This is a genomic window from Lysinibacillus sp. UGB7 (assembly GCF_049058285.1).
Classification (GTDB): Bacteria; Bacillota; Bacilli; order Bacillales_A; family Planococcaceae; genus Lysinibacillus; species Lysinibacillus sphaericus_B.
The window spans coordinates 65,221-85,659 of the sequence record NZ_JBMGUV010000016.1; the positions used below are offsets into that span (position 1 = coordinate 65,221).

At 38.0% G+C, this 20,439-nt stretch carries 20 protein-coding genes; 14 read left to right on the plus strand and 6 right to left on the minus strand.

Annotated elements, in window-relative coordinates; all coding sequences use genetic code 11:
* Nucleotides 1-19 precede the first annotated feature (19 nt).
* The gene (locus tag ACOMCU_RS15465; RefSeq protein WP_010860360.1) at nucleotides 20-889 is read left to right on the plus strand and encodes a MurR/RpiR family transcriptional regulator; all 870 of its coding nucleotides are present in this window, start codon (nucleotides 20-22) and stop codon (nucleotides 887-889) included.
* A gap of 161 nt (nucleotides 890-1,050) precedes the next feature.
* Here ACOMCU_RS15465 and ACOMCU_RS15470 read toward each other — a convergent pair whose 3' ends face one another.
* Nucleotides 1,051-1,854 (minus strand): GNAT family N-acetyltransferase, encoded by an 804-nt coding sequence (locus tag ACOMCU_RS15470; protein ID WP_036131622.1) that lies wholly within the window; start codon nucleotides 1,852-1,854, stop codon nucleotides 1,051-1,053.
* Between the two features lie 343 nt (nucleotides 1,855-2,197).
* Here ACOMCU_RS15470 and ACOMCU_RS15475 point away from each other — a divergent pair, with 343 nt between their 5' ends.
* Nucleotides 2,198-3,124, plus strand: a complete 927-nt coding sequence (locus ACOMCU_RS15475; RefSeq protein WP_010860358.1) for a manganese-dependent inorganic pyrophosphatase — start codon at nucleotides 2,198-2,200, stop codon at nucleotides 3,122-3,124.
* A 152-nt stretch (nucleotides 3,125-3,276) separates the two neighbouring features.
* On the opposite strand, the gene ACOMCU_RS15480 is transcribed toward ACOMCU_RS15475, so the two are convergent.
* Entirely contained in the window at nucleotides 3,277-4,656 is a 1,380-nt protein-coding gene (locus tag ACOMCU_RS15480) for an FAD-dependent oxidoreductase (RefSeq protein ID WP_010860357.1), read from the minus strand.
* A 126-nt stretch (nucleotides 4,657-4,782) separates the two neighbouring features.
* Here ACOMCU_RS15480 and ACOMCU_RS15485 point away from each other — a divergent pair, with 126 nt between their 5' ends.
* The 3 genes from ACOMCU_RS15485 (at nucleotide 4,783) to ACOMCU_RS15495 (ending at nucleotide 9,045) form a co-directional block, all read left to right on the plus strand.
* Nucleotides 4,783-5,490 (plus strand): DsbA family oxidoreductase, encoded by a 708-nt coding sequence (locus ACOMCU_RS15485; RefSeq protein ID WP_010860356.1) that lies wholly within the window; start codon nucleotides 4,783-4,785, stop codon nucleotides 5,488-5,490.
* 259 nt (nucleotides 5,491-5,749) lie between these two features.
* Nucleotides 5,750-6,376 carry an FMN-dependent NADH-azoreductase gene (locus tag ACOMCU_RS15490; RefSeq protein ID WP_010860355.1) on the plus strand — a complete coding sequence of 209 codons (627 nt, stop codon included), beginning with the start codon at nucleotides 5,750-5,752 and terminating at the stop codon, nucleotides 6,374-6,376.
* A gap of 305 nt (nucleotides 6,377-6,681) precedes the next feature.
* Nucleotides 6,682-9,045 (plus strand): bifunctional 2',3'-cyclic-nucleotide 2'-phosphodiesterase/3'-nucleotidase, encoded by a 2,364-nt coding sequence (locus ACOMCU_RS15495; protein ID WP_421050612.1) that lies wholly within the window; start codon nucleotides 6,682-6,684, stop codon nucleotides 9,043-9,045.
* A gap of 23 nt (nucleotides 9,046-9,068) precedes the next feature.
* Here the strand turns inward: ACOMCU_RS15495 and ACOMCU_RS15500 are convergent, their stop codons facing one another.
* The 4 genes from ACOMCU_RS15500 to ACOMCU_RS15515 form a co-directional block, all read right to left on the minus strand.
* The gene (locus tag ACOMCU_RS15500) at nucleotides 9,069-9,437 is read right to left on the minus strand and encodes a DUF2500 domain-containing protein (RefSeq protein ID WP_010860353.1); all 369 of its coding nucleotides are present in this window, start codon (nucleotides 9,435-9,437) and stop codon (nucleotides 9,069-9,071) included.
* A gap of 33 nt (nucleotides 9,438-9,470) precedes the next feature.
* Entirely contained in the window at nucleotides 9,471-9,998 is a 528-nt protein-coding gene (locus ACOMCU_RS15505; protein ID WP_010860352.1) for a YceI family protein, read from the minus strand.
* Nucleotides 9,999-10,138: 140 nt separating this feature from the next.
* Nucleotides 10,139-10,408, minus strand: coding sequence for a hypothetical protein (locus ACOMCU_RS15510; RefSeq protein WP_010860351.1), 270 nt, complete (start codon nucleotides 10,406-10,408; stop codon nucleotides 10,139-10,141).
* 20 nt (nucleotides 10,409-10,428) lie between these two features.
* Nucleotides 10,429-10,662, minus strand: a complete 234-nt coding sequence (locus ACOMCU_RS15515; RefSeq protein WP_010860350.1) for a hypothetical protein — start codon at nucleotides 10,660-10,662, stop codon at nucleotides 10,429-10,431.
* Nucleotides 10,663-10,862: 200 nt separating this feature from the next.
* Between ACOMCU_RS15515 and ACOMCU_RS15520 the strand changes: the two genes are divergently transcribed.
* From ACOMCU_RS15520 to ACOMCU_RS15560, 9 genes are all read left to right on the plus strand, one after another.
* Nucleotides 10,863-11,168, plus strand: coding sequence for a winged helix-turn-helix transcriptional regulator (locus ACOMCU_RS15520; RefSeq protein WP_010860349.1), 306 nt, complete (start codon nucleotides 10,863-10,865; stop codon nucleotides 11,166-11,168).
* 231 nt (nucleotides 11,169-11,399) lie between these two features.
* Nucleotides 11,400-12,314: a UDP-N-acetylmuramate dehydrogenase gene (murB, locus tag ACOMCU_RS15525; RefSeq protein ID WP_010860348.1), complete on the plus strand. Its 915-nt coding sequence runs from the start codon at nucleotides 11,400-11,402 to the stop codon at nucleotides 12,312-12,314.
* A gap of 60 nt (nucleotides 12,315-12,374) precedes the next feature.
* Nucleotides 12,375-13,130: an exodeoxyribonuclease III gene (locus ACOMCU_RS15530; protein ID WP_010860347.1), complete on the plus strand. Its 756-nt coding sequence runs from the start codon at nucleotides 12,375-12,377 to the stop codon at nucleotides 13,128-13,130.
* 237 nt (nucleotides 13,131-13,367) lie between these two features.
* Nucleotides 13,368-15,731 (plus strand): penicillin acylase family protein, encoded by a 2,364-nt coding sequence (locus ACOMCU_RS15535; RefSeq protein WP_010860346.1) that lies wholly within the window; start codon nucleotides 13,368-13,370, stop codon nucleotides 15,729-15,731.
* Nucleotides 15,732-15,902: 171 nt separating this feature from the next.
* Nucleotides 15,903-16,274, plus strand: a complete 372-nt coding sequence (locus tag ACOMCU_RS15540) for an ArsR/SmtB family transcription factor (RefSeq protein ID WP_421050613.1) — start codon at nucleotides 15,903-15,905, stop codon at nucleotides 16,272-16,274.
* Entirely contained in the window at nucleotides 16,255-18,384 is a 2,130-nt protein-coding gene (locus tag ACOMCU_RS15545; RefSeq protein WP_421050614.1) for a heavy metal translocating P-type ATPase, read from the plus strand. Before ACOMCU_RS15540 ends, ACOMCU_RS15545 begins: the two co-directional genes overlap by 20 nt.
* 162 nt (nucleotides 18,385-18,546) lie before the next feature.
* Entirely contained in the window at nucleotides 18,547-18,828 is a 282-nt protein-coding gene (locus ACOMCU_RS15550) for a late competence development ComFB family protein (RefSeq protein WP_010860343.1), read from the plus strand.
* Nucleotides 18,829-18,962: 134 nt separating this feature from the next.
* Nucleotides 18,963-19,382, plus strand: coding sequence for a transcriptional regulator MntR (mntR, locus tag ACOMCU_RS15555; RefSeq protein WP_010860342.1), 420 nt, complete (start codon nucleotides 18,963-18,965; stop codon nucleotides 19,380-19,382).
* A 138-nt stretch (nucleotides 19,383-19,520) separates the two neighbouring features.
* Nucleotides 19,521-20,378, plus strand: coding sequence for a S1 RNA-binding domain-containing protein (locus tag ACOMCU_RS15560; RefSeq protein WP_421050615.1), 858 nt, complete (start codon nucleotides 19,521-19,523; stop codon nucleotides 20,376-20,378).
* The last annotated feature ends 61 nt before the right edge of the window (nucleotides 20,379-20,439 follow it).

A 20,439-nucleotide genomic window follows, 5' to 3' on the forward strand; every position in this document is an offset into this window, starting at 1 on the left:
GAAAGAAAGGTTGTTAGGAATGAGTATAAATGAAAATATAAAGAGGAAATTTATAAGACTGTCCAAGGGGCAACGAAAAGTTGCACAGTTTGTAACGGATAATCCGACAGTTGTTATTGCTAATGGTGCGGCTGAAGTTGGAAGACAGGCTAATGTTAGTGAATCGACAGTTATACGTTTTTGTTATGCCATGGATTTGTCAGGTTATGTTGAGCTTCAAGAGGAAATCAGAAGTTATTTAATGTCTCAAAATGATGGAGCGCATCTTCAAGCTACATATACATCCACTAAGCAGAAGAACACTAGCTTTAGTAAGGTCATGCAGCGTGATATACAAAATATTCAAGATACTATTCATCTTATTAACGATAACATGCTTCAGAAAAGCTCAAAATGGATGCATGAAGCTGATACCATTTATATACTGGGTGCTCGTCAATCGGCTTCGATTGCAAACTGGTTATCATATACGTTGAAAACCTTACGACCAAACGTTAAGCAATTGCGCACAGATTCCGAAGATATTGTGCAACAAATTAATAGTATTGGTGAACGCACGACGTTAATCGTCTTTGCGTGTGATAAGCATACAAACGATGTAAAAACAATCGTAGAAATTGCGAAGATGAAAAAGGTAAGAGTTATTGCGATTACAGGATCAGCCTTGTCACCAATAAGAGAATATGCAAATGCATTATTTGCACTTGGCATGAAGAACCAATCTTCACTCGATATTGTGCCAGTGCTGTTTTCGTTTATGCATGCATTGATAGAAGAAATGGTCAGTCACGATAAAGCACAATACGATCAATACCAGCATTCATATGAGCAAGTGGAGAATAATTTATTATTCTTAGATGCAGCAAGAGAAAAGCAAGTGTTGTTTTGATAGCATACATCGCATAGATTAAGAAGCGATACCTTTTTCTATGGATAATCTATGAGCAGCGTAAAACTATTTTCGAGCATTCGTTCTTTAAACGACAGGTAAGATAATTGGGCAAGCCTCCTCTAGTAGATAAGCACCTTTGGAGGCTTGTGAAAAATAGGTTATATAATTTTACTCATAATATACTCATTGAAAAAAGAGTTATTTAGTTTAATGGCGTTTTGGCGAGTGCCTTCATGTTGAAAATCTAACTTCTTAAACAGATTGATAGCAACGTCATTATGTTCCATAACAGATAATTCTAAGCGTGAAATATCTCGCTGTATGGACCAGTTTTCGACTGCTTTCATCAGTGAAGAGCCAATGCCTTTTTGCTGATGCTCTTCCTTGACTGCGAGACGAACAGAAGCCACATGTTTGGCTTTAGAATGCTTACTACCATGAATAACGGCATAACCAGCAAATAGACCATTTAAAACGCACAACAAAATTGTGCGGTTTTTTAATTGTTTCCAATAGGCTAAATTTTTACGAAGCTGCTGTACAGTTAAATCTAACTCATTTTGCTCATTATACATAAAGTCGGTTTGCTGAAAGATTTCTTCTTGTAAAAGAATAAATGCTCTAGCATCCGGTGCTTCAATCGCTCGGATTATGTAAGCGGAAGGATTTTCATTATTTTCAGAAATATCGCTTGATGAGGCCTTCACTTGATTGCGAGAGAAAGTGACACTTGTTCCAAGTTTGACATCAATGACATAGTATCCTGCATTTGTCCATGATAAATAATGAGAGAGGGGAGGCTTTGTTTTTTTCCACCAGCTCTTATTCAAATAAGCCGCATTGGGTAAGGATTGCCCCATAATGTTTTCTAGTGCGTTAAACGATAAAGTTATGTCTTGTTGCGAAGCTACTTCAAAATAGCTTGCTAAAGGAATATACTTTTTTTCCATCTTCTTCGTCATCGTAATCCCCATTTCCTGTATTTCCTAACATATAGACTACATGATAATAGCATAAAATTATGGTTTCTTGAATAACAAAACGCAACTATATATCTATTTGTTTGAATAAATTTTAAGTAAAAACCTGTTTTCTATATTAAATGTAAAATGATGGATGGTAAAAAATAGATAAAATATTTGAAAGGGAGAAATACTAGAGTTTATGTCTCTCAATAAGGCACCAAGATGAGCTAGTATACATATTGAAAAACCCTATTAAAGTTTTACTTTATATAATTTTATGTCAAAAGGTATGATAGAATAAAAATAAAATTGTAATAGCCATTTAGGAGGAATCATTTCAATGAGTAAAGTTTTAGTTTTTGGACATAAAAATCCAGATACAGATACCATTACATCTGCTATTGTATATGCCTATTTAAAACAACAAATTGGTGAGAATGCTGAAGCAGTACGTCTAGGTGAGTTGAACAACGAAACAAAGTTTGCATTAGATAAATTCGATTTTGCAGCACCTCGATTAATCACATCAGTAGTAGGAGAAACTGAAAAGGTAATTCTTGTAGACCACAACGAATTCCAACAATCAGCTGATGGTATTGAAGAAGTACAAATTACCGAAGTAATTGATCACCATCGTATTGCAAACTTCCAAACAGCAGATCCATTATATTACCGTGCAGAGCCCGTTGGTTGTACAGCAACTATCTTAAATAAAATCTTTAAAGAAAACGGTGTAGGGGTACCAGCGAATATTGCAGGTTTAATGCTTTCTGCCATCGTTTCAGATACATTATTATTCAAATCACCTACGTGCACTGAGCAGGACGTGAAAGCGGGTGAAGAGCTAGCTAAAATTGCAGGTGTTAATGTAGCAGAATATGGTTTAGCAATGCTTAAAGCTGGCGCAGACCTTTCAGATAAATCATTAGAAGATCTTTTATCTCTAGACGCAAAAGAGTTCCAATTTGGGGAATATAAATCAGTAGTTGCGCAAGTAAATGCTGTCGATATTGATGATGTACTGGGACGTCAAGAAGAGTTAGAGATTTTATTAAATAAGAATGTTGCTGAAAATGGTTTAGATTTATTCTTCTTTGTTGTAACGGATATTTTAAACAATGATTCCACAGCGGTAGCTATTGGGCAAGTGGCACAAGCTGCTGCCCAAGGTTTTGGCGCAGAACTTGTGAACAATCGCGTGGTATTACCAGGTGTTGTATCACGTAAAAAACAAATTGTACCAGTATTAACGGACGCATTGAAATAATAAAAAAAGGTTGTCCAATAAGTCAAAAATAAGAAATTTAGATAGTAATATTCTCTGAAAAACAAGCGGTTTTAGCCCAACTATGTATCTGCCGCTACGCTATCGATACAGAAAAGGGGTGTCTCAAAAGTCATTTGAGACACCCCTTTTTGCTATTCTAGCTTAAGTGGAAAGACAGCAGGGCCTTCAAGGACTTCCCCTTGAGCATTAAAGCGTGAGCCATGACAAGGACAATCCCATGTTTCATCTGCATTATTCCATTTTGTTTTACAGCCTAAATGTGTACAGGTCGGTGCGTTAGCGTGCTTGACATAGCCTGTTACAAATTCCTTTGCAACGAAGCCTCCAACCTTTAGCATTTGCATAAACTGAGCACCAAATTTCGTACGCGAAGGTGCATAAAGTGCAGTTGCTCCATCCTCAGCCTGTGTTCCTGTAATAAGCGCAGATAGTAAATCTCCCGCCACAAAAGAATTGGAGATTCCCCATTTTCTATAACCAGTAGCGATGAAGACATTTGGTAAGGACTGTGTAATGTTGCCTACATAAGGTATCATATCTGGTGTTTCGATATCTTGTGCTGACCACCTATAAAGAGGCTCTCGTTCGAAGTGCTCTTGCATTTCATTTTGTATAGCGTCATAAAAAGGCTCGGTATTTGTTGTTTGCCCAGCGGTATGATTAGCGCCTCCAAGTAGTATATAGTGTTCATCATTAATGGTTGCAGTTCGAATAGAACGCGAAGGAAAATCGACCGATAAATATTGCCCATGGAATGTATCTGAAATTTTGCTAGCGACCATATAAGAGCGACTATTTGAGAGTTTAAATAGTTGTAGACCTTTGAAGGCCTCAATCGGATAGTGCGTCCCCAAAATAAGCTTATTATATTGAACCGACATATTATTTTCGGTATGTAAGTCATTTTGTGGCAGACGTAATTGCTGGACGCGTGTGTTGGCATACAATCTTGCACCCATTGATAATGCCTTTTTCACTAAAAAGTTACAAACGGCCACAGGGTTTATTTGCGCTTGTTGCGAAATGCTAAGTGCTTTTGTAATAGAGAAGGGTAGTTCCGTATCTGAGGTGATTTTCGCCTTAATATTCAAAACCTTATAGGCATTCCATTCATTTAATAATTGTTTATAGCCTTCCTTCGTTTGACAATAAAGCAACGAATCTACTTGTTGAATGGATTCCTTGGGCAGTATCTGTAAGGCTTTCTCAACAGCGAGCTGATTTAGTTGATAATAGAGCCGCGCATCTTCTACTGAAAGTTTTTCCATAATATTTGCGTATACTAAGCCATGCTGTGCTGTTAATTTTCCTGTTGAATGACCAGTTGTACCATGACTGATATGGGAATTTGCTTCGAGCAGTACCACATCCACACCTGCTTTTGCTAAAACATAGGCAGTATATAGTCCAGTCAAACCTCCACCAATAATACAAACATCACATGTAGTAGAATCAGTTAGAGATGGCAAGGAGACAGACTCGCTCGTTGCAAGCCAAAGAGATTGTGTCATACATAACCCTCACATTGTTTTTAAGCTCAGTATGGAGATTGATTTGAAAATTTATGCAATGAAGCAGAAAAATTGCTTAGGAATGTATAGTGTCGATACAATGTAGCAAAAGGAGAGTGAACATTTATGAAAATTGAAATATGGTCAGATTATGTTTGCCCATTTTGTTATATTGGCAAAAAGCAATTAGAAAAGGCGCTTCAGGATACGGGTTTTGATGGTCAGGTGGAGCTTGTTTATAAAAGTTACCAACTTGACCCAACAACACCTATGGATACGAATGTTTCTACGTATGAATCCTTAGCAAAAAAATACAGTATGACAGTAGATAAGGCGAAGGAAATGACGCAAGGTGTAGCAGCTCGTGCTAAAGAAGTAGGACTGGACTATAATTTTGACAACCTAATGGAAGAAAACACGTTAAAGGCACATCGACTTGTAAAGTGGGCACAACAACAAGGAAAAGCGCCAGCACTTGTTGAGGCCTTACTACATGGCTACTTCATTGAGGCGAAACGTATTAGTCATGATGACGTATTGATTGACATTGCTGAGCAATTAGGTCTTGAACGTAAGGCAGTAGAGAACGTTCTTACTAGTGATGTATTTGCTTCTGATGTTGAGGAAGATATTCAAGAAGGACTACAACTTGGTGTACGAGGAGTACCATTTTTCGTTATAAATCGTAAATATGGCATTTCAGGTGCGCAACCGCAGGAAGTTTTTGAAGACACTTTACGTAAAGTAGCGGAAGAAGAAGGCTTACAACCAGGATTGCAGATGACAGGCTTTTCAAATGCTGGTGTATGTACTGATGAAAGCTGCGAGTTTTAATTTTACTCAATAAACGTAGGATGTAAACTTCTGCTGATGCAAAGGTACTCAGGCTCGAGTAACGTGAGCCTGAGTATTTTTGCGTGTGGTGCACAGCATTAAACGACATCACTAATTTAGAAGGTGAATAAAAGGAAGTAGGCATTTCAGTCAAAAGTATGAGACTATTAGCGTTGACTTTTTAAAAGATGTTTTTTAATATATTCATATATCTTGAATTCGAGATAATAATGTTGGAAAACTAAGGAGAAATTATATAATGAACGTATTAGTAGTAAAAGCAAATAACCGCCCAGACGGTATCTCAACAAAAATGTATGACACTTTCATGGAAAACCTACAAGGCGTAGATGTAACGACTTTCGACGTATTCGTTGAAGATATGCCGTACTTCGGTCAAGATCTATTCAACGCTTACGGTAAATTACAAAACGGCGAAGAATTAACTGACATTGAGTCACGCATTTTAGCTGCAAAACAAAAAGCAATGGACGCGTTAACTGCAGCTGATGTTGTAGTTTTTGCTTTCCCACTTTGGAACTTAACAATCCCAGCTACTTTACAAACTTTCATTGATTATGTATATCAAGCTGGTTTCACTTTCAAATATGGCGAAAAAGGTCAACTAGTTAGCTTAATGAATGATAAAAAAGCTATCATTTTAAATGCTCGTGGTGGCTACTATTCAGCACCAGAAGCACAACCGATGGAAATGTCTGTTAACTACATCAAAAATGTAGTAGGTGGCGTATTTGGTATGGAAATTATCGAAGAAGTAATTATTGAAGGACATAATGCATCACAAGACAAAGCACAGGAAATTATTGCAACTGGTTTAGAAGCAGTGAAAAAAGTTGCGCAATCTCTTCAAACTGTAAACGCATAATCATTTATTTTTATTAAAAGTTCTCTCGGTTTTGAGGGGGCTTTTTTTATTGGCTAAGTAGAGGTCTGGTAGAGGAATGAAGGGCTGACATATTGATACTGTGCACTTATTAGAATTTTACAAAAAAAAACATCCTGTGATAGTGAATAGTTAATAGATAATAAATATATATTATATATTAGTAAAGTGTTGTGCTATTAGTTTAAAAGTACATACAATTAGGTCTAAATATTCAGTTAAATCACTTGTTAGTATAATATAATAGAAACCGTAGGAAAATATTAGATTAATAAGGGGGTCGTTACATGAATAAGAAATTAATTACTAATTTTTTAGCAATGTTATTAATTCTCTTCACAGTCTTCCCAGGGGGACTATCTGCAAACGCTACATCGAATGATGTGACACGTGGAGACTACGTGAAAGAATTAGTAGAAAGCTTGAATGTCGAGTTAGGAGATGGTTCTACACTTGCTTTTACTGATGTACCAAAGGAGTTAGCTCCTTATGTTGAAAAAGCACTAGAACTAAAGCTTATCAAAGGCAAAACAGCAACATCATTTGATCCGAATGATAAATTAACACGTCAACAAGCATTTGTTATATCTGCACGTGGATTAGTAACTGAAAAGGCATCGTTGGCAGAGTTAGATAAATTCAAGGATGCAGATAAAATTGCTGAGACACATAAGCAAGACCTAGCAAATGCAGTCGCGGCAAATATCTTACAAGGTTTCGAAGACGATACAATTCGTCCACGTGACTATGTGACAACTGAACAAATGCAAAGTATTGTAGAACGCTTTGTAGCAGAATACAAAGTGCCTGTAAAAGCGACTACAGTTGATCTTCAAATTTTAGGCACAACTGATATTCATACGAATTTAGCAAACTATAATTATTTTTTAGATGCTGAATCCGCTGATGTCGGTTTAGCAAACACTGCAGCCTTAATAGAGCAAGCAAGAGCAGAAAACCCAAATACATTATTATTTGATAATGGTGATTTAATTCAAGGGACACCTCTTGGTTCATATAAAGCGTTAGAAAACGTCTTAAAACCAGGCGAGGTTCATCCAGCTATTGCGTCACTAAATGCGCTGAAATATGATGGTGGAACTTTAGGGAATCACGAATTCAACTATGGATTAGATTTCTTAAGTGAAGTATTAAATGATGCAAAATATCCGGTCGTTAATGCAAATGCATATGACGCAAAAACAAAAAAGCATATGTACACGCCTTATGTAATTATGGATAAAGAAGTGCTGGATAACACAGGGAAAAAACATACTATTAAAGTGGGTGTAACAGGAATCGTACCTACGAAAATTGTTGAATGGGATGCCATTCATCTTGCAGGTAAGGTAGAGATGCAAGAACCTGTGGAAGCAATCAAAGAAGTGGTACCAGAAATACAAAAAGCAGGAGCAGATGTGATTGTTGTGCTTTCTCACTCAGGTATTGGTGGAGATACGTATGAAGCAGGTGCTGAGAATGTCGGTTACCAAATTGCTGCTATTGAAGGTATTGATGCCTTAATAACAGGTCACTCACATCTAACATTCCCAGGTGATTATAAAGATCTTAAAAATGTTGATCAAGAAAAAGGAACGATTAACGGTGTTCCTACAGTAATGGCAGGAAGTTATGGTAGCCACCTTGGCGTTATTGACTTGAAATTAGAGCAACAAGGCTCTAAATGGGTGGTGGTAAATGGACAAGGGGCTCTTCGTTCTATTAAACAAGAAGGCTTACAACCATCTCAAACAGTGTTAAATGCTATAAAAGAAGCGCACGAAGGTACATTAACGTACATCCGCCAAGCTGTTGGTGAGACAACTGCACCAATACACAGCTATTTCTCTATGGTTCAAGATGATTCATCGATTCAAATCGTGACACAAGCACAACAATGGTATATTGAAAAAGAATTAAAGGGTACGGCTGATGAGAATACACCAATCCTTTCTGCTGGTGCACCTTTTAAGGCAGGTTCAAGAAATAATCCAGACGACTACACAAACATTCCTGTAGGGCCACTTGCCATAAAAAATATGGCAGATATCTATCATTACGACAACACTGTTGCAACTATCAAAGTAACGGGTGCACAAGCGATCGAATGGTTAGAAATGGCTGCAGGTATCTTCACAACAATTGATCCAAATAAAGCAGAAGAGCAAAATATTATTGACGCAGAAGCACGTTCTTATAATTTTGACGTTTTAGACGGTTTAACATATCAAATTGATGTGACATCGCCTGCAAAATACGATCGTCGTGGTCAGTTAGTGGACGAAAAAGCGAATCGTATTAAAAATGTACAATACAACGGTAAACCGATTGATGTGAACCAAGAGTTTATCATCATTACGAACAACTATCGTGTAGGTGGCTCTTACGGGGCGACATTCAAAAATACAGACGGCTCGAATGTAACAAACTATGCATATGAAAATCGTCAAGCAGTGATTGACTACATCATGGCAAATAAAACAATTAATCCTGCTGCGGACAACAATTGGTCATTTGCACCATTCCCGGCGAATACAAAAGTTATTTACCTTTCTGCAAAGGATGCACAGAAAGTCATTCCAGCTGGCAGTAACATAGAGTATCTTGGTGATGCTGAAGAAGCTGGATTTGGAAAATATTTAATCAAATAAATAGCAAAAAGGAGAGTGCGATATCAATCGCTGCTCTCCTTTTTGTGTCGCTCAAATGTTTGAAAACGAGTTCCTTGAAATGTTAATAAACCAAAGTCGCCATCTGCCAACAGTCCATATTCACTACCATTTAGCTTTAACTCTATACGATCACCACTCTGTACTTCAAAAGTTACATAGTAAGAAGTGTGCGCACCAGAGTTGCCGCTACCGCCCCTTGTATTTGTACGCTTTGTTACGATTCTAGCTGGCACGGTTAAAACCGGTGCTGCATTATTTTTAGACCATTGTCTGACGCCGTTAATGATAACAAATGCAAATGTTCCAAAGACCATGATAAAGATTATCGAAATAAAAATCGATGCAAAATTAAAGCCATCAAACCATAGCATTAATCAACCTCCTATTCATAAAGACTCAAGCTGTTAAAGTAGATTTATTTCAAGATCTACTACTATATCAATTTCATCACTGATTAATACACCGCCTGTTTCGAGGAGTGCATTATATACTAAATTAAAATCTCTACGGTCAATTTTTGATCTTGATTGAAATCCATGTACTTCTTGTGCCCATGGATTCATGCTACTTCCAATGTAAACGGTTGTGAAGACGACGGCCTTCGTAATGTTTTTAATCGTTAAATCTCCGTGAATAGCAAATTTGTTATTTTCCAGTTTTTCAATATATGTAGACTCAAAGTGAATTTTCGGATAGACATCAGCATCAAAGAAATCAGGTGATACAAGGTGAACATCACGATCAAAATTTTTGGTCGAAACACTGGCAACAATGAGCGAGAATGATATCTTGGCATCTTGTATTTGTACAATATCGGACACGGCAAGTTCGGCATGATAAGATTCAAAAGTTCCATGAATTTGCGATATCATCATATGTCGAACGGAAAAACCGATCGTTGAGTGACTATAATCAATAGCATATTTTTTCATTGGAAGGTCCCCCCTAAAAACAGCATCTTACACGAATAATAAATTAAAAAATTTGTTAGTTCAATGAGTTTTTAGTAAAAGAGATAAAATATGACACTAAATATAGTGTGCTTTGTGAATATTTATAATTATTAAAAATACTATCGAACGTAAAAATTCATGGCATCATTATTAAAATCCAAAACAATTAAGCGGCTATTATCTAATGTATATTTCACTTGATGCTTGTTCAAATTGGCTATAAGCTTTTGAAATTCTGCCTGAGAAGAAAGTGAAAACGTGTAACTTAGTAAACCTGTTGTTTGTTCTGGTGGTACTTGTGTTCCGACTCCTTGCCATGTATTTACTGCGATATGGTGATGATAGCCTCCAGCGGAAATGAATAGCGCACTATCATGGAAGCTAGTCATAATATCGAAACCAAGTGCATCTATATAGAAGTAAGTTGTTGTATATTTAACACGCTCACATTTAGGTGTATATGACCTAGTACAGTGCCTTTAGGGAAACCTACCCATGGACGATGGCGGTCATAATGAGCCATTATATCTTCTATATCGACTCCCTCTGTTCCTGTAACAAGGCCACCGTTACCATCACTTATCCATTCAGAACGATGGCGGTCACGGTAAATTTCTATGCCGTTACCCTCCGGATCATTCAAATAAAAAGCCTAGGTGTAAATGCTCAAGCTCTAATTTTGTATCAATTTTAAAAGACATATAAGAAATATCCTCCAAACTTAAAGTTACTTTTTGTAATTAAATATAAAATAGTAAACAAATTACGTCAAGTAAATAAGTTACTTAAAATTTACTTTTACTTAAGAAATCGTTACAATAGAATACATAAGAGGTGAAAAATATGAATGAGACAACTTTATGTCCTCGTTTAGCTAAAGCTATGGATTTAATCGGTAAACGCTGGACAGGACTAATCTTATATCAATTATTAGACGGCCCCCAACGCTTCAATGAAATTGAGTCTGCATTACCTGTAAGTGGTCGTTTATTATCAGAACGTTTAAAGGAGCTTGAAAAAGAAGGGCTTGTTGAACGAAAAGTATATTCAGAGGTACCAGTGCGTGTAGAATATTCTTTAACGGATAAAGGTCAAGCGTTGGAAGGTGCTATTCGCAATATTGAAACTTGGGCAAGTGGCTGGTTATAAACACTGCCATCAGTGATATCAATTTTATCATTGATGGTTTAGTTGAACGAATCGGGCATTTACGGGCAGTTAGAATGACTATGTATTTTTAAATCGTTATGAAGTAGCTATGTAAAAGGTATCTTACTGCCCGTTAATGCGGGAAAATTACCCTTCATTTTACTTGTCAAATCGAGGTTCTAAATCCATACTAGTGTAAGTAAGAAGGACGTTAGAAAGGAATTAGCTCTCATGACAAAAGAACAATGGGCGACGGATTTAGCGCAAACCATTAATCCAGCCAATATTAAGTTAGACGAATCATTACAACAATATACAATGACAAAATTAGGTGGCAAGGCGGATGTGTTTGTTCTACCTGAAACGGAGAATGAAGCGGCAGCTGTTATTCGCTATGCTCATACAAATAATATTCCATTATTAATGCTAGGTAATGGCTCCAATATGGTCGTCCGTGATGGCGGCTTACGTGGAATAGTTGTCACATTTGCACATCTAGATGAAATTCACATTAACGGTGATTATGTACATGCACAAAGTGGTGCCCTCATTAAGGACGTGTCCAAGCTGGCAGCAACCGCATCCCTAACAGGCTTTGAATTTGCATGTGGGATTCCTGGCTCCATTGGTGGAGCTATGGCGATGAACGCAGGTGCATATGGTGGTGAAATTAAGGATATTATTATTTCTTCTAAAGTTTTAACAAAAGAAGGCGACATTGTAATATTATCAAAAGAAGAACTAGAACTCGGCTACCGCAAAAGTATCATTGCTAAGAAGGGTTATTATGTACTGTCATCGGAATTTCAGTTAACGCAAGGCGTTCAGGAAGAAATTGACGCGAAAATTGCTGATTTAACGTACCAGCGTGAATCTAAACAGCCATTAGAATACCCATCTGCTGGTAGTGTCTTTAAACGTCCTCCAGGTCATTTCGCAGGCAAGCTTATACAGGATAGTGGTCTGCAGGGAAAAGGCGTGGGGGGTGCAGAAGTATCGACCAAGCATGCGGGCTTTATCGTGAATAAAGGAAATGCAACGGCCACTGATTACATTGCAACTATTCAAATGGTGCAACGGGCGGTCAAAGAAAAGTATGGCATCGACTTAGAAACTGAAGTGAAAATAGTCGGCGACGATATATAAGAAAATTATACATGGCGCTCTTCGCTAAAGGCGAGGGGCGTTTTCTAGGGGTGCAAAACTATGAAATTTATATCATGGAATGTCAATGGAATCCGCGCTTGCATGAGCAAAGGCTTTTTAGATTTCTTCAATGAAGTAGATGCAGACTTTTTCTGTATTCAGGAGTCGAAGTGTCAAGAGGGACAAGTTGAGCTTTCACTAGAAGGTTATGAACAATATTGGAATTATGCTGTGAAAAAGGGCTACTCAGGTACAGCTATTTTTACAAAACATAAACCTCTTTCAGTACATTATGGTGTCGGTGAAGATAAGTCACAGGAAGAGGGACGAATAATTACGTTAGAATATGAAAACTTTTATTTAGTTAACGTCTATACACCGAATTCGCAGCGTGATTTAGCGAGATTACCCATTCGCCTGGATTGGGAGAACCGTTTAGCCCTGTATTTAAAAGAACTTGATGCTAAAAAGACTATCGTGTACTGTGGAGATTTGAACGTCGCACATACGGACATAGATTTAAAAAATGCAAAATCAAATATTGGCAATTCAGGGTTTACATATGAAGAACGTGCTAAAATGACCGAGCTTTTAGCAAGTGGATTTATAGATTCTTTCCGCTTCAAGCATCCAAATGAGACGGATCATTATACATGGTGGTCCTATATGAATAAAGTGCGTGAGCGAAATATTGGTTGGCGCATTGATTATTTTATTGTATCTGAACGATTGAAAGAACAAATTGACGTTGCGACAATCCATTCGCATATTTTGGGTAGTGATCATTGTCCAATTGAATTACAACTCGATTATTAATATCTAAGAAGAAATCGTACTTCCAGTGGGAAATGCGATTTTTTTTATATTTCTGTAGTACAGGAAATAATTTACTATCTACTATTTTATGTACAGTGGGATTTTGGGTTTCTATATATCAAGGGGATTTTCTATTAAAAAACAACGAAATTCGCTAGAAAAATCAGCTTTTATCTTGTTGAAAAGGATTTACAAAGCTTGCTAAAGAATATATTGCTTAAGAGGGGGTTTGTCGTTGTGAAAAAAAAGATATGGAAAAAATGGCTCGTTGGTGTTGTTGGCTTTTTAGCAATTGCACTAATCGTAGTCTTTATTGGCTTTACATGGTTTATGAATAAATCAAAGCCCGTTATTGAAGGGGATCTTGCAGTAAGTGTGCTTAATCAGGATGTAACTGTTACCAGGGATGATAAGGGAGTTCCCCATATATTAGCAGAGACAGATGCGGATTTATATCGTGCACAAGGTTACGTTCAGGCACAGGATCGACTGTTTCAAATGGATTTAGCGCGTAGACAGGCAAGTGGTCGATTATCAGAAGTGATTGGTGAGGCGACAATTAATACGGACAAACATTTCCGTACGTTTAGCTTACGTGATGCAGCAGAAAAATCGTTAGCTGCTTATGATGAAGAAAGCAAGCAGGTACTCGAATGGTTTGCAGAAGGAGTAAACGCTTTTATTAAGCAGGCAAAGGAAAATAATACATTAAGCTATGAATTCGCATTACTAGGTTATGAGCCGGAAGAATGGTCCGTTGTAGATTCGCTAACGATTGGTAAATATATGGCATATGATTTAGGGGGTAATTGGAATACACTTGCTTTCCGTCACTGGGCTTTACAACATTTCGACGAAGACAAGGCAAAGGAATTATTTATAAAGTATCCTGACAACGCGTCATCAATTATTGAGGCAAACATAGCAAACCCTGTAGCGGTAGCAGGTCAATTTGACGCTGACCTATTGCCGAATGAATTTAATGGCAGTAATAACTGGGTTGTATCAGGCGATAAAACAAAGTCAGGTTTTCCGATTTTAGCAGATGATCCACACTTAGGTTTAAGCACGCCATCTATTTGGTATCAAATGCATCTTCAGTCACCTGAACAAAATGTTAGTGGAGTCATATTTGCAGGCATCCCTGGCATTATTTTAGGACATAACGATGATATTGCTTGGGGGGTAACAAATGTAGGTCCAGATGTACAAGATTTGTATATTGAAATACCGAATCCAGATAATCCAACACAGTTCAAATATGATGGCGAGTGGGAGCAGGCCGAGGTACGTAATGAATCAATCAAGGTGAAGGATGGAAAGACAGTAGATTTTGATGTTATTGTCACACGACATGGGCCAATTATGACCGATTTAGCATTTAAAGATACGGAACCATCAGCACAGTTTTCTATGCAATGGACCGCTTTGCAATCTACGGCAGAACTGCGAGCGATACTTGGCTTTAATAAGGCAAATTCATGGGATGACTTTGAAAAGGCATTAGAAGACTTTAAGGCACCCGCGCAAAACTTTATCTTTGCCTCTAAGGATGGCACAATTGCCTATAAAGCAAATGGTGAAATTCCGATTCGCAGGCAGGGAGAAGGCCAGTTACCCGTACCGGGTGATTCAAGTGACTATGGATGGGAAGGCTTTATCCCATGGGATGAACTACCAACAGTCGTAAATCCAAAGGAAGGATTTATTGCGACTGCAAATAATGAAGTTATCGGCGAGGAGTACCCTTATCATATAACGGATTTCTGGGCACAGCCGTATCGTTATGAGCGTATTAAAGAAGTGTTAGAAGCCAATGATTCGCTAACAGTAGAAGACATGATGAATTTACAAATGGATCAACATAATTTATATGCACGTGAGTTTTTACCAGATTTATTAACGTCGTTAAAAGCAAAAGATCAGGATGAAAAATATGCAGAAGTCATTGCCTTACTGGAAGAATGGGATATGGTGGATACAAAAGATTCGAGCGCACCACTTGTCTTCCATACGCTAATGGAACAATTGCAGGAAGTACTCTTTAAAGATGAAATGCCTCTAGATATGTATAATCTGATGGCTGGTAAATACAATATAACGGATCAGCTATTGCGAAAAGCATATGCAGGCGAGAAGAGTATTTGGATTGAACAACAGGGTGGTGTGGATGCAGCTGTATATGAAGCATTAGAACGATCGATAGCACTAATTGAAGAGCGTTTCGGCAAGAAACCTTCCAAGTGGCAATGGGGAGATTTCCATCAACTTACATTTGATCACACGTTAGGAAGCGCGTCACCAATACTAGCAAAATACTTTAATGCTAAAAAGGTACCGATTGGCGGTTCGAAAGTCACTGTACAGGCGGCCGATGATGACCTAGATGGCAATGTAGATCACGGAGCTTCCTGGCGATTTATAGCGGATGTAAGTGATTTGAACTCAGCCTATCATATCGTTGGTCCAGGGCAGAGTGGTCATGTTAAATCGAAGTGGTATCAAGACCAAGTGGAGGATTGGGCAATTGGGAATTATCATGAAACTTTTGTAAAGAACAAAGAGATTAAGGGGAAGACATTGTTATTAAAGGCACAATAATATTGAAGAACAGCGCACTATTTAGTGTGCTGTTTTTTTGTAAGAGTCAGAGTAGAACTTTAAGTATAATTCCGTGATAGTAATCATATACATTCAAATGTCTGTTTGAATATGATGGAGTACTATGATATATTGAAAACAATCAAACGAACATTTGAATGAGGTGAAAAAATGCCGAAAGAAATATGTGAAATAACACATGTAAATGAGGAAGCGGTCACGAAAGTACAGCAACAAATGCCAGATTTATCGGGTGTAGCCAAATTTTTAAAGGCTTTATCTGATGAAACAAGATTGAAAATTGCCTATGCGCTAACGGTAGAAGATGCATTATGTGTCTGTGATGTTGCCACAATTATCGGATCATCTGTAGCAACAGCATCGCATCATTTACGCTATTTAAAAGATAACAGTCTAGCGAAATCGTATCGCAAGGGAAAGCAAATGTACTATTCTTTAGCCGATGAACATGTATACCAAATTGTCACGATTGCTTATGAACATGCGAAAGAGGGGATTGACGATGGCAGCGACACCAACTAAGCAAGAATACCGTTTGCAAAACTTATCCTGTGCCAGCTGTGCGGCAAAATTTGAGAAAAATGTGAAAGCTATTCCCGAGGTAGAAGATGCACAAGTTAATTTTGGAGCTTCCAAAATAACGGTGTTTGGTGAGATAAACGTCGATCAAATTGAAGAAGCAGGTGCATTTGATGGCATTAAAGTATCGCAATCGCCAAAAAGTTCAATTGAAAAATCAACGTCGTTTTATAAAAAAACGGAAAATATTTTAGCTGGTATTGCATTGTTATTTGTAATACTTGGGTATGTCTTGGTAACAATGCGTGGAGAAACAGATCCTTTTGCAATTGGCATGTTTATCGTAGCAATCTTAGTAGGTGGCGTTGGCATTTTTAAAACAGGATTCCGTAATTTAGCACGCTTCGAATTTGATATGAAAACGCTGATGACGATTGCTGTAATTGGAGCTGCAATTATTGGTGAGTGGGAAGAAGCGGCGGTTGTAGTTTTCCTATTCGCTGTCAGTGAAGCACTTGAGGCATACTCTATGGATAAAGCGCGCCAATCGATTCGACAACTTATGGATATTGCCCCTGCAACAGCGACTATCAAACGTGCTCACGGTGAGCATTTCCATGAGATGGAAGTACCAACTGAAGAAATTGAAATCGGTGATATTTTAATAGTCAAGCCGGGTCAAAAAATCGCCATGGATGGGATTGTAATAAGAGGACTATCAGCAGTCAATCAAGCAGCTATAACAGGCGAGTCGATACCTGTTAATAAATCAAAAGATGACGAAGTATTTGCTGGAACATTGAATGAGGAAGGTGCACTAGAAGTCCGTGTTACCAAGCGTGTGGAAGATACAACTATTGCTAAAATCATCCATTTAGTAGAAGAAGCACAGGCAGAAAAAGCACCATCACAGCAATTTGTTGATCGCTTTGCTAAATATTACACACCTGCGATTATGATGGTTGCCTTCCTTGTTGCTGTTATTCCACCATTGTTTATAGGCGATTGGCAGCATTGGATCTATCAAGGTTTAGCGGTGCTGGTTGTTGGCTGCCCTTGTGCGCTAGTTGTCTCGACACCAGTTGCCATCGTGACAGCTATCGGAAATGCAGCAAGGCAGGGTGTGCTCATTAAGGGGGGCGTCCATTTAGAACAATTAGGTCATATTGAAGCTGTGGCATTCGATAAAACAGGTACCTTAACGAAGGGGAAACCAGCGGTAACAGACATATTCACGCACCGTAATATGACAGAGGACAGTGTGCTACAACTTGTTGCAGCCGTTGAAAAGCAATCGCAGCATCCACTAGCGAAAGCAATTTTAACTGCGTTACATGAAAAAGGTTTAACTGAGTTAGAACCGACTGATTTCCAATCGGTGACAGGAAAAGGGGCTTTTGCGACAATTGAGGGCAAAAAGGTTTCTGTCGGGAGTTTGAAATGGATTTCCACTTTAACAGCTGTAGATGAAGCTACAAAAGAACAAGCCAATCAATTGCAAGCGCAAGGTAAAACAGTTGTTGCCGTTGTTAGTGACCATCATTTCATCGGCATTATCGGAATCGCTGACCAATTACGTGGTGAAAGTAAAAGTGTACTGCAAAACCTAACAACATTAAAAGTGAAGCATACTGTCATGTTAACAGGGGATGCTAAACCTACAGCAGAAGCCATTGCTACTGCTCTTGGTATGAGTGATGTAAGAGCGGGGTTACTGCCAGCAGAAAAATTAACAGCAATTAAAGAATTACGCACTAAGTATGGAGCTGTAGCTATGGTCGGAGATGGAGTAAATGATGCGCCGGCCTTAGCATCGGCCAATGTAGGTATCGCAATGGGCGGTGCGGGCACGGATACAGCTTTGGAAACCGCAGATATTGCTTTAATGGGTGATGATTTAACGAAATTGCCGTATACAATTGATTTAAGTAGAAAAACATTACGCATTATTAAAGAAAATATCATTTTTGCACTGGCATTAAAATTAATCGCCTTATTACTCGTTATCCCAGGATGGTTAACGTTATGGATTGCCATTTTTGCAGATATGGGTGCTACATTACTTGTGGTTTTTAACTCGTTAAGACTAATTAAAACAAAAAAATACAAATAATAAGTTTGAAGTTCGTTGATTTTTAGGATAATAATACCATTTGTAATTAGTAAATATTGTTGATGTAGATGCTACTAGCTATTCTTGAAAAAGCCCTTGTTTAGTGCTAATATATGTTGGGAACAATGTAACAATTAATTATAAATGAGGCGAAAGTTTTATATGTCACAACCTATTTTAGTAAATGTTACAGAGGAAATTGTACGTGGCTTAGTAAGTTTTCTTTTACGAGGGCCAGAATATCAAACATTTTGTAAATGTGAAATCTGTGAGTTCGACACAGTTGCAATCGCTCTAAATGCTTTGCCTAGTAAGTATGTTACATTTATGAACGCGCGTGATGAAGCATTTAAAAAAATGAATACTCCAGAAAATATTGAGCTGATCAACAGGGAGATTATTCGTGCATTACATGTAGTGAATAAGTATCCACGGCATGAGTAGAGCCCACTTCATATGAGGTCGGCTCTTTTTATGTGTAATGACAAGGATTGCTGTGGTTATGTATTTTCAGTTAACTTTTAAGGTAAGCTTGTAGTAAACTAGAGAGTAAGAAAAAGAAAGAGAGGGAATTGGATATGCCAACACCAAGTATGGAGGATCATATCGAACAAATATATTTATTAATCGCTAATAAAGGATATGCTCGTGTGTCTGACATAGCGGAAGCATTATCTGTTCTTCCTTCTTCTGTTACGAAAATGGTTCAAAAATTAGATAAAGATGGCTATTTAGTTTATGAAAAATATCGTGGCCTTACATTGACGCCAAAAGGGGAAAAACTTGGAAAACGTCTTGTGCAACGCCATGAACTACTAGAGCAATTTTTACGAATCATTGGTGTAGATGAAGAACGTATTTACAATGATGTAGAAGGAATTGAGCACCATCTTAGTTGGAATTCAATCGATCGAATTGCTGATCTTGTGCAGGTAATGGAAGAAAATCCAGACATCGCAAAAAAATTAGAGGCATCTAGATCACAGCACAACCTATAAAGTAAAACTTTAATCGGTTACTTAGGGGTACTGGATTTCCCACTATCCTGTTGTTTTGGAGTGGGCCTCTTAGTACCCATTAGTCGTACGAAGTAAAATAGTTTGCGAAAATGATGGTGTGAAGGAAAGGAAGACATTATGAACGAATTAAAATCAGGTGAAGTTGTAACGCTTACTGTATTAGAGCAACAAGCATCGAAATGGATCTTAACCAATGGGGTAGCTGAACTACCTTTAAATGCTTCAGAGGTCACAGAACCACTTGCAATAGGAGATCGCCTTCAAGTATTTTTATTCACAGACCGTCGTGGAGATTTAGCGGCTACAACAGCTATTCCAACATTTGCGCAAGGCGAATATGGCTGGGCGCGCGTACTAAGAGTGGTCGAACATGAAGGAGCTTTCGTTGATATTGGGACATCACGTGAAGTGCTAGTAAAAGCAGAGGATCTACCTGCCATTAAAGAGGTTTGGCCAGCAGTGGGCGACCATTTATTTATGACATTGCGCACAGATCGCAATGGAGATTTATTTGGACGTTTAGCAACTGAAGAAAAAATATTGGAGCTATATGAGGGTGCATTTGAAGATCTGCACAATAAAAATATTAAAGCCCGACCATATCGTTTATTGCCAGTAGGGTCATTTTTACTAGGTGTGGAAGCACCATACCGCATTTTTGTTCATGAATCAGAGCGTTATGCAGAACCTCGTCTTGGACAAGATATAGAGGTACGTATTATTGACGTCAAAGAGGACGGCTCCATGAACGGTTCACTTTTACCACGTAAACACGAACGTATTACTGGTGATGCACAGAAAATTCTAAGCTATTTACAAGATGTGGGTGGCAAAATGCCATTTGGTGATAAGTCTTCACCGGAAGAAGTTCAAGAAATGTTCAAGATGAGTAAAGCGGCATTTAAACGTGCACTGGGTACATTAATGAAGGCCGGTAAAATAAAACAACAAGATGGCTGGACGGAAGAAATTTAATTTCTAACAGTGATTTGTTTTAACTGTAAAAGTATTAAGTAGACGTGCAATGGATTTTATA